The 10,171-nt window shown below is 74.0% G+C and carries 8 protein-coding genes; 3 read left to right on the top strand and 5 right to left on the bottom strand.

Going from position 1 to position 10,171, the window contains the following annotated elements:
• Positions 1–740: MBL fold metallo-hydrolase (locus J0670_RS18485; RefSeq protein ID WP_207812720.1), on the bottom strand; the 740-nt coding region annotated here is incomplete at its 3' end.
• Positions 741–780: 40 nt separating this feature from the next.
• Complete coding sequence (locus J0670_RS18480; RefSeq protein ID WP_207812719.1) at positions 781–1,785, bottom strand: GlxA family transcriptional regulator; 1,005 nt, start codon at positions 1,783–1,785, stop codon at positions 781–783.
• Positions 1,786–1,929: 144 nt separating this feature from the next.
• Between J0670_RS18480 and J0670_RS18475 the strand changes: the two genes are divergently transcribed.
• On the top strand, positions 1,930–2,613 hold the full coding sequence (locus J0670_RS18475; RefSeq protein ID WP_207812718.1) for a DUF4937 domain-containing protein: 684 nt from the start codon (positions 1,930–1,932) through the stop codon (positions 2,611–2,613).
• On the opposite strand, the gene J0670_RS18470 is transcribed toward J0670_RS18475, so the two are convergent.
• The gene (locus J0670_RS18470) at positions 2,561–2,914 is read right to left on the bottom strand and encodes a hypothetical protein (protein ID WP_207812717.1); all 354 of its coding nucleotides are present in this window, start codon (positions 2,912–2,914) and stop codon (positions 2,561–2,563) included. The genes J0670_RS18475 and J0670_RS18470 overlap by 53 nt on opposite strands.
• Before the next feature lie 28 nt (positions 2,915–2,942).
• Positions 2,943–4,439, bottom strand: a complete 1,497-nt coding sequence (locus J0670_RS18465) for an MDR family MFS transporter (protein WP_307806576.1) — start codon at positions 4,437–4,439, stop codon at positions 2,943–2,945.
• Between the two features lie 556 nt (positions 4,440–4,995).
• On the opposite strand from J0670_RS18465, the gene J0670_RS18460 reads away from it, so the two are divergent.
• A complete protein-coding gene (locus J0670_RS18460; protein ID WP_207812716.1) occupies positions 4,996–5,880 on the top strand; it encodes a S1 family peptidase in 885 nt (294 codons plus the stop codon).
• A gap of 63 nt (positions 5,881–5,943) precedes the next feature.
• Here the strand turns inward: J0670_RS18460 and J0670_RS18455 are convergent, their stop codons facing one another.
• On the bottom strand, positions 5,944–9,096 hold the full coding sequence (locus tag J0670_RS18455; protein WP_207812715.1) for a bifunctional cytochrome P450/NADPH--P450 reductase: 3,153 nt from the start codon (positions 9,094–9,096) through the stop codon (positions 5,944–5,946).
• 173 nt (positions 9,097–9,269) lie between these two features.
• On the opposite strand from J0670_RS18455, the gene J0670_RS18450 reads away from it, so the two are divergent.
• Complete coding sequence (locus J0670_RS18450; RefSeq protein ID WP_207812714.1) at positions 9,270–9,953, top strand: LuxR C-terminal-related transcriptional regulator; 684 nt, start codon at positions 9,270–9,272, stop codon at positions 9,951–9,953.
• Positions 9,954–10,171 lie beyond the last annotated feature (218 nt).

The raw sequence follows: 10,171 nt of genomic DNA, 5'->3' as shown, positions 1-10,171 counted from the left end.
TCGGCGACTCCCGGGGTGAGCCAGTGCAGCCGGTCCGCCAGGCCCGCCGCCGCGAAGTGCGCGGTGGTCTCCGCCCGGCCCTCGGTGAAGTGCTCCCACGAGGTGTAGTGCACGGGGACGACCCGGCGGGCACCCAGCGAGGTGGTGAGGGCCGCCGCCTGGGCCGCGTCCATGGTGATCAGCTCGCCGCCGCCGAAGGCCTCGATCCGGGCCGCACCGAGGTGCAGCAGGGCGGTGCCGATCCTGAACCGCCGCCCGATCTCGTCCAGTTCGGGGATGTGCACGGTGTCCCCGGAGACGTAGAGGGCCTCCTCCTCACCGGGCACCTCCATCACGAAACCGGTCACGTCCCCGACCGGGCCGTGCTCGCCGGGCGTACCGGTGACGCGCAGGGTGCGGCCGTTCACGGTCAGGGTGCGGGTCTCCCAGGGCGCCAGGCCCAGGGCGCCGCCGCCGAGACGGGCCGCGCCGCTGACCGTGGTCAGCACCGGGCGCCCGGCCAGCAGGGCGCGGCCGGCGGCGTCGAGGTTGTCGGGGTGCTCGTCATGGCTGAGCAACACCGCGTCCACCTCCGGCAGTTGGTGGGCGGCGAGGGCCGGGCCCGTGGTGCTGCGCAGCACCACCGGGTCGTGCCGGTACTCGGCCGGGGCCGGGTCGAAGACCGGGTCGGTGAGCAGCCGCAGTCCGCCGATCTCCAGCAGGACGGTGGCGGTGCCGATGTGCGTGACCGTGAGGTTCACAGTTCTCCTCGGTAGGTGCGATGAGTTCGGTTCTACGGATTCAGGGGGTGGCGGCGAGGCGGAACCGGCGCCGGTACTCCCCCGGGGTGGCGCCGAGGTGCTCGCGGAACACCCGGTGCAGGGTCTCCACCGAGCCGAAGCCGCAGGCCCGGGCGACGCCCGGCAGCGGGTGGCCGGTCCGTTCCAGCAGTCGGCGCGCGGCCTCCAGCCGGAGTTCCTCGACGTAGGCGCCGGGCGTGGTGCCGGTCTCGGCCCGGAAGACCCTCGCGAAGTGCCGTTCGCTCATGGCGAGTCGGGCGGCCAGGGCGGGCACCGAGAGGTCGGCGTCGAGGTGCTCGCCGATCCAGCGGCGCAGGCTCCGCAGGTCCGACCGGCCTCCGGCGAGGTGGGCCAGCGGGACGCTGAACTGGCTCTGGCCGCCCGGCCGTTGCAGGTACATCACCATGATCCGGGCGATCTCCAGCGCGAGGTCGTCACCGTGGTCCTCGGCGACCAGGGCCAGGGTGAGGTCCATGGAGGTGCTCAGGCCCGCGCTGGTCCACATCCGCCCGGAGCGGATGAACACCGGGTCCGGGTCCACCTCGACGGCCGGGTGGTCCGCGGCCAGCCGCTCGGCGGTCGCCCAATGGGTGGTCGCGCGGTGCCCGTCCAGGAGCCCGGCGGCCGCCGTGACATGCGCGCCCGCGCACACCGAGGCGACCCGCCCGGCCCGGGGACCGACCCCGCGCAGCCAGGCCACCACCGCCCGGTCCACCTGCGGCACCGGCCCGTGCGGGCCCAGCTCCACCCGGCCCGGCACCAGCACCGTGTCCGGCCGCACCCGGGCCTCGTCCAGCGTCGCGCCGACCAGCAGCGGCACCCCGGAGAAGGTCTCCACCGGCCCGCTCCGCTCGGCGCACAGCCGCACCTCGTACCCGGGCCGGCCCGGCGCCAGCAGCCGCCCGGCCAGCGCGAAGATCTCGGCGGGCCCGGTCACGTCCAGCGCGTTCACCCCGGCGAAGACCGGGATCACGACCAGGTGCGGCAGGCGGGGTGCGTCGTCCATGGCTCCACCCTCACCCGAGGCGCGGCATGGCGGCAATGACGGGAGTGTGCAATATCCCGCCATCGGCCTACGCCGGTCGCCCGAGTGCCCCGCGACCTCCGGCCGATTGATCCTCCTCCCACCGGGCGCAGCATGATGGCCCGCATGTGGGGCAAGTGGATCGACTGCCGGGTACGGCCCGGCGCCCGCGCGGCGTTCGCCGCCGGACAGCGCCGCTGGGCGGCGATCGCGGACCAGCCGGGCCTGGTCGGCCAGGTGGGCGGCTGGTCGCCGGCGGACGGCCGGGCGCTGGTGCTCGGCCTGTGGGCCGACGAGCCGGCGTACGAGCGCTTCATGGGCGAACGCCACGACGCGGTCGCCGAGACGGCCGCCCAGCGCGACACCTGGACGGCGATCCGGGTGGCGGCGGGCCCGGTGGTGCAGACCGTGCCGATCTCCCTGCCCGACGCCCTGGAGCACGCCGAACTCCTGCGCGTCGCCGACTGCCTGCTGCGCCCCGGCCGTGCCGACCACTTCCTGGACGTCCAGCGGGAGGTCTGGTCCCCCGGCATGGCGGCGGCCGGCGGTCTGCTCGCGGGCACCGTCACCCGGCTCGCCGCCGACCGCTACCTCGTCACCACCCTCTGGTCCTCCGCCGAGGCCCACGCCGCCTACACCGCCGAGGTCTTCCCCGGCCTGCGCGCCCGCGCCGACGTCCCGGCCGATGTCGAGACGCTGACCGGGCACGTCCTGCCGCTGGAGCCGTCCTGGCGAGTCCTCGGCCCGGGCCCGGCTCTCAGCTGGCGGGCGGCAGGTGATGCGCCGCCGCGATCCCGGCCAACGTCCTGAGGCGGGCGTAGAAGGCGGCGCAGTACTCCTCGTTGATCCCGGGCAGGACCTGGTCGAGCTCGTGGATGCAGGACCAGAGGCGGGCGACACCGTCGCCGTCGAGTCCGCCGTCCAGCTCCCGATCAACGAGGTTGGCGACAGCTTCGTCCACCATGAGCAGGTCCACCCCGTTGACTTCCACACCGCGGATGCCCTCGGGGAACGGCGCCGCCCAGTGCTCCTCCCGCAGCCCGGCGAGCCCGTCCCCGTCCCCGGTGGGCGGTTCCACCTCGGACGGCGCGGGGGCCCCACGGCCCGTCATGCGAGCCGCTCCCACCAGGAGATTCAACTCAGGGCCGGGCCGTGTTCACGGCCCCGTCGGTCGTCTCCTCCGGCTCGGCGGGCGCCTTGGTGCGGCCGGGCAGGAGGAGGGTGAGGGGGATGCCGATGGCGGTGAAGGCGGTGGCCCACCAGAAGGCGGTGCCGAAGCCGTCGGCGAGGGCGGCGGGGGTGTGGGCGTCGGCGAGGGCGTGTTGGAGGATGACCGCGAGGGTGGCGGTGCCGACGGAGCCGCCGAGCTGCTGGACGACGCGCTGCAGGACGCTGGTGTCGGGGATCTCGGCGGGCTTGAGCCCGACGTACATGGCGCTGGTGAGGGGGATGGTGGCGCCGCCCATGCCGAAGCCGCGCACGAACAGGACCGCCATCAGGAGGGTGTCGCCGGTGGATTCGGTGACGAACGCGAAGGGGAGGGTGCCGAGCGCGACGACGGTGAATCCGACGAAGGAGACCCGGCGCGGTCCGAAGGTGTCGGTGTACTTGCCGACGACGGTCCGGGACAGGAGCGTGCCGACGCCCTGGGGGATGAGGAGCAGGCCCGCGGCGAGGGCGTCACTCCCCCGGGCCTGCTGGAAGTACAGCGGGAGCAGGAGCATCGCTCCGTAGAGGGTGATGCCGGAGAGGAAGCCGAGGACGGCGGCCGCGGTGACGTTGCGGTGCCGCAGGAGCGTGAGGTCGACGAGGGCGTTCGAGGCGCGGGGCCAGGCCCAGCGGGCGAAGGCGGCCACGAGCAGGAGCCCGGCGACGAGGGGGACGAGGACGCGGGCGGAGGTGGGGCCGGCGTCTCCTTCGACCTGGGAGAGCCCGTAGATGACGGCGGCGACGCCCGGGGAGAGCAGCAGCAGGCCGACGATGTCGAGGCGCGGGCGGGGGGCGTCGGGTGCGGGCCGGTCGTCGGGCAGGTTGCGCAGGGCGAGGTGGAGGCCGATGGCGCAGAAGGGGATGTTGACGAGGAACAGCCAGCGCCAGTCGCCCAGGCCGAGGATGACACCGCCCAGGACGGGGCCGAGGATGGGGCCGAGGGCGACGGGCAGGCTGATGGTCGCGATGACCTTGCCGATGTTGCGGCCCTTGGCGGCCTGCATGATCAGGGTGGTCATCAGCGGCATCATGATGCCGCCGCCGACGCCCTGGACCAGGCGGAAGGCGATCAGGCTGGGCGCGTTCCAGGCCAGCGGGCACAGCACCGAGCCGAGGAGGAAAACGGCGAGGGAACCCGCCCACAGACGCCTGCCGCCGAAGCGGGCCTGTGCCCAGCCGGCGAGCGGGATGGTGACGAACATGGCCAGCAGGTAGCCGGTGCTGACCCATTGGATGGTGCCCAGCGAGGCGTCGAGGTCGGCCGCCACGTCGTGCAGGGCCACGCTGAGGATGGTGGTGTCGAAGACGACGGCCATGGCCCCGGTGATGATGGTGAAGGCCAGGCGCCACACGGCCGGGTCGACCCGGCCGGGGTCGGTCGTCGCGTCGGCCGTCGGGGCGGCCGGAGTCGAAGGGGAGGTACTCACGCAAACCCTTAAGATGCGAAAATATTCTTAAGGGGAGCGTAGGCCCGGCGATCTGAGACACCGACACCTCCCCGGTGGACGCCCTCGCCCTACGGCAGGGCCCGGCGGTCCGCCGCCGTGGGGGAATGCAGGCGGACCGCCGGGCGGCGCCCGGCCGGACGGGACATGGTCCGGCGGGCGCCGTGGGTACGGACGCGGCCGGAGGCGGTGCCTCCGCGCGGAGCGCCCCATTTCGAACCCCGCGTGCCGGCCGCGGCCCTCCACCGCGGCCCGGCGCGTCCGTGCCCACGCCCAGGAGACCGCGCATCGGCCGTGCGGATAACACTTTCTTCGGACCATCACGTAAGCGGACGCCCGGGCACCCGCGCGTCCCCCGACACCACGTCAGGAAGCTTGTACCGAAAGGTCCGATTCCTCATACTTTCGGACAGCGCCTGTCAGGAGCAGATCATCCGCCGCGCTTCCGGAGAGCACCGGCCGGAGTCCGCCCACCCGCCTGACCGCGCCTCACGGCCCCCGAACCCCGGGGGCCTTCCTACTCCCAGGAGGAGATTCGGTGAGGACCACGCGCAGGACCCCCCGCACCGGCCGCAGCCGCCGCACCCGCCGGCTCGCCGTGGCCCTCGGCCTGCTGACCGCCACCGCGGTCGCCGTGCCGGGCGCCGCCGCCGCCCCCAACCGCGCCGTCGAACCCGAGCAACTCGCCGCGGTCAGCAACAGCGTGCTGAGCGCCCAGGTCAACGGGACGGCGTGGTACGTCGACCAGGCCAACGGACGCGTCGTGGTGACCGCCGACAGCACCGTGTCCCCGGCCGGACTGGCCAAGATCATGCACGCCGCCGGCCCCGCCTCGTCCACCCTGACCATCCACCGCGTCCCCGGCGTGCTCGCCACGCTGCTCGCCGGCGGCGACGCCGTCTACGGCGGCAACTACCGCTGTTCGCTCGGCTTCAACGTGGCGAGCGGGAACACCGCCTACTTCCTCACCGCCGGGCACTGCGGGAACCTCGCGTCCACCTGGTACACGGACGCCGCCCACACCACGCAGATCGGACCCACCATCAACTCGACCTTCCCCAACCACGACTACGCCCTCATCCGCTACGACAACAGCGCGCTGAGCCACCCCGGCGGGTTCACCTCGGCCCCGGACGCGTACGTCGGCGAGCCGGTCACCCGTACGGGCTCCACCAGCGGCACCCACACCGGCTCCGTCACCGGCCTCAACGCCACCGTCCGCTACACCGACGGCAGCATCGTCACCGGCCTGATCCAGACCAACGTCTGCGCCGAGGCCGGCGACTCGGGCGGCCCGCTGTACGAGGGCACCAAGGCGCTCGGCCTCACCTCGGGCGGCAACGGCGACTGCACCATCGGCGGCACCACCTTCTACCAGCCGGTGAACGCGGCGCTCACCAGGTACGGCGTGCACCTCGACTGACGCGACGTACGGCCCGGCCGCCCGCTCCGAACCCGGAGCGGGCGGCCGGTCGGCGTCCGGGCGTCAGCCCGCGTAGACGTCCTCCACGTAGCGGCCGGACTCGACCAGGCCCTGCAACCAGTCCCGGGCCCGCTGCTCGTCGGCCCCCGGCGTGCGTTCCCGGTACAGCGCCCGGAAGGCGTCCCGCACCCCCGGCGCCATCCGGGCGCCGTCGCCGCACACGTACACCTCGGCCCCGGCCTCCAGCAGCTCCCAGACCTCCGCCGCCTCCGCCGCGACGCGGTCCTGGACGAAGCGCCGCCCGTCCTGCGGCCGCTCGCTGAAGGCGGGCCGCATCGACACCGCGCCGGCCCGCTCCGCCGCCTCCAGCTCGGCCCGGTGCAGGTAGTCGGCCTCGGGGGCGTCGCAGCCGAAGTACAGCAGCGCCGGGGCGAGCCCGGGCCCGTCCGCGCGCAGCGCCCGGCGGTCGGCGACGGCGCCGCGGAACGGCGCCAGGCCGGTGCCGGCCGCGATCATGATCACCGGGGCCCGGTGGCCGATCCGGAACGCCTCCCGGCACGGCCGGACCTTGGCCAGCACGGTGTCGCCGACCGCCACCCGGTCGAGGTAGCCGGAGCCGGTGCCCCGGAAGGTCCCCCGACCCGAGCGGGCCGGCGCGCTGAGCACCGAGACCATCAGGTCGACCTGGCCCGCGTCCCCGGTGGGCGAGGAGGAGATCGAGTAGTGCCGGGGCCGGATCGGCGGCAGCAGCTCCAGCAGCACCGGCCAGCTCAGCCGCCCGCGCAGCGCCGGGTGGTCCTCGATCAGGTCGAGCAGGGTGCGCGGGTCGTCCGCGGGCAGCGTCCGCAGGGCGGCCTGCTCGGGCGGGCACGGGTTGAGCTCGGCCAGCACGGCGCGCTGCTCGGCGGTCGGGCGGTCCTGCAGCTCGACGTGGCGGGTGAGCAGCTCGCGCACCGTCAGCGGGCGGTCGACGGCCAGGCCGCCGCGCCGGTGGGCGACGACGCTGAGCACGGCCTCCGGGTCGGCGCCGAACAGCTTGGCCGCGCGCTCGACCAGGTCCGGGTCGTTGGCCGGGAGCACGGTGAGGTGGTCCGCGGTCCGGTAGTCGGCGCCGTCCGGCAGAGCCAGCCGGACCAGCCGCTTCACCCGGTGGTAGGCCGGATCGGTCAGGCTGCCGACGGCGGTGACGGTCAGTTCGGTCATGCCGTGCCGGGCGGCCAGCGCGTCCAGCGGGCCGCCGGCCAGCTCCGTGACCGTGTACGCCGCCTCCTCCCGGTGGACGGCGGCGGCGGGGGCGTCGGCGTCGCCGTAGCGCTCCAGCAGGGCCGCGCCCAGCGCCTCGGTGAACGCCCGCACCGTGCCGTCCAGGTCGCCGGAGGCGTCGGCCTCGGCGCGGGCGAGCAGCCGGGTGGCACCGAGGGCGGCGAGCCGGTCGTCGATCAGGGCGGGGATGCGCTGGTAGGTGGCCGCGTAGGTGCGGTCGCCGATGCCGAGCACCGCGTACTCGACGCCGTCGGCCGTCCCGTCCTGCTGGAGGCGGCGGACGAAGGCGGCCGCGTCGTCGGTCGGCTGCCCGTTGTACGAGGCGGCGGTGATCACCACCGGACGGTCGGTGGGCAGGCCGTCCGCGTAGGCGTCCAGCGGGGCGGTCGTGGTCTCGCAGCCGAGTTCGGCGGCGGCCTCGGCGAGCTGGCGGGTGAACTCGCGGCAGGCGCCGTAGTTGGAGCCGTGCAGGAGCAGCAGGCCGGTGCCCTGCCGGACCCTCGCGGGGAGCTCCACGGCCGCCGTCCGCACCACGGTGTCGGCCGCGGCCCGCGCCGGGGCCTCGGGGGTGCGCCGGGCGAGGCGGAGCGTGAAGCCGTCCGGCTTGATGGTGAGCGACTGCTTGAGGGTCAGCCGGTAGTCGGCGTGGTCGATCAGCCGGTAGCGGTGGACCAGCATGCCCAGCAGCATGACCGCCTCGTGCAACGCGAACTGCCGCCCGATGCAGGCCCGTTCACCGGTTCCGAAGGGCTTGAAGGCGTGCGGCGAGCGGGCCGCCTCGGACTCCTCGTCGAAGCGGGACGGGTCGAACAGCTCCGGGTTGTCGCCCCAGGCCGGGTCGCGGTGCAGCATCGGGGTCACCACGAAGATCGGCTGTCCGGCGCGGACCGGGACCCACCCGCCGAGCAGGGTGTCCACGCGCGCCTCCCGGGTGAACGCGGGCGCCGTCGGCCACAGCCGCAGCGCCTCGTTGAGCACCCGGCGGGTGTGGCGCAGCCGGCCGACGTCCTCGTACGACGGCTCCGGGTCGGCCCGGTCACCCCAGAGTTCGTCCACCTCCCGCTGGACGCGCCGCAGTTCGGCCGGGTGCTTGGCCAGGTAGTACAGCGCGAAGGACAGCGCGCCGGAGGTGGTCTCGTGGCCGGCGATCAGGAAGGTGATCACCTGGTTGCGGATGTTCTCCATGTCGAGCCGGGAGCCGTCGACCGGGTGCACCGCGTCGAGCATCAGGCCGAGCAGGTCCTCGACCGGGCCCGCTCCGGCGCCGCCCCCGGCGCGGGCGGCGATCACCTCGTCCACCACGGCGGCCAGGTAGTCGGCGTCCCGACGGAACGCGGCGTCCTGCTCGCCGTGGTCCAGTGACGGGTCACGGGTGATCCGGTTCATCGCCCAGTCCAGGCAGCGCACCATCGCGTCCACGAACGGGTGCGGCTCGTTGCGGTCGAAGGAGCCGAAGTCGAAGCCGAACCCGGCGAGCCCGATGGTGTCCAGCGTCATCCGGGTCATGTCACCGGGCACGTCCACCGGCGACCCGGCGGCCGTCCGTCGGTCCCAGGACTCGATCAGCCGTCGCGCCACCCTCAGCATCACCGGGTGGTAGGTGCGCATCGAGCCGAGCGCGAAGGCGGGCACCAGGATGTCGTGCGCCCGGGCCCAGTTCGGCTCGTCGTTGTACGCGGTGAACAGGCCGTCCCCGGTGAACTGGCGGACGTTCTCCAGGCCCGGGCCGATCGACTTGGTGAAGCGCTCCTCGTCGGCCAGTTCGGCCACCAGCTCCAGGCTGCTGACGACCACGAGGTCCCGCCCGTGCAGGCGTTGGACGAAGGCCGGGCCGTGTTCTCTGACCAGTTCCATGGTCCGCAGCATCGGGACGCTGACCGGCGGCAGCGCGGAGACGTCCACCAGGGGGACGTTCGGGGCCTCGGTCGCGGCCTCGGGCATGGTCTCGGTCATCGGTGGGTCCCTCCCAAGGGCAGGAAAGTTTCTCAGCATCTCCACTCTCCGCCCCCGCAGCGATCGCCGGGCCACGATCACTACATGATTGTGTAGTGTCGATGACATCCCGGGACTTGCCCACGACGTGTCAGATCCGGTTCGGGAAGGGTGCCGTGGAAGGAGAGCGGAGCATGCGAGCGACCGACGACCGCGGTCCGACGCCGGGCACCCGGCCGGACACCGCGGTGATCTGGCGCAACCGGGCGCTGCGCCTGCTCGACCACGTGTCGCTGCCCATCGCCGTCTGCGAGTTCGGAGGCCGGATCCTGATCGCCAACCGCGCGATGGCGGCCGAATTCGGACTGCTCCCTGGCCGGTTGCGCAACCGCCGGATCCTGGAGTTCTTCACCCTGCGGGACAGCGCCACCATCCCGGCGCTCACCGAGGCCGTCCGGCTGCACCGCCGCTCGCAGTACCGGACCCGGGTCACCTGGACGCCTCCCGACAGGACGGAACGGCACGGGGAGATGACCGTCGACCTGTGCAGCGACACCCCGGAGCAGACTCCGAACCTGCTGCTCTCGCTGCACACCCTCGACGTGCCCGCCACCACGCCGCCCGGCCCGCGTGCCGAGGTCAGCCGGATCGAGGCCCTCATCCTGGCCGCGGCCGCCCGGGGCGCCACCACCGCCCGGATCGCCAAGGAGGTCGGCCTCACCCCGGACGGCGTCAACTACCACCTCGCCCGGCTGTCCCGCCGCTGGAACCTCCCCAACCGCACCGCCCTGGTCGCCCGCGCCTACGCCCTCGGCGTCCTCGCCCGCGACACCTGGCCCCCGGAACCCGACCCCCACCACCTGGCCCCGGCGACCTGACGGGCCGCAGCCCGCGAACGGACGTGCATCGAGGGGCCTCGGACGGTCGATCAGCGAGGGGTGCGCCCGACCGGGGCGCGCCTCACACCATTGGTCCAGACCTCATTGGTCCAGACCTATTGACGAGCCTTGCCGCCCCTCCTACGATCCGGTCCGGCACAGCCCCACATGTCCCCACCTCACCCAGAGCCGGGCGTCACGCCCCCACGCGTCGGTCA

The sequence above is a fragment of the Streptomyces sp. FH025 genome (genome assembly GCF_017427025.1).
Classification (GTDB): domain Bacteria; phylum Actinomycetota; class Actinomycetes; order Streptomycetales; family Streptomycetaceae; genus Kitasatospora.
The sequence above is the reverse complement of the archived record's forward strand: the minus strand, read 5'-3'. Positions and strand labels throughout refer to the sequence as shown.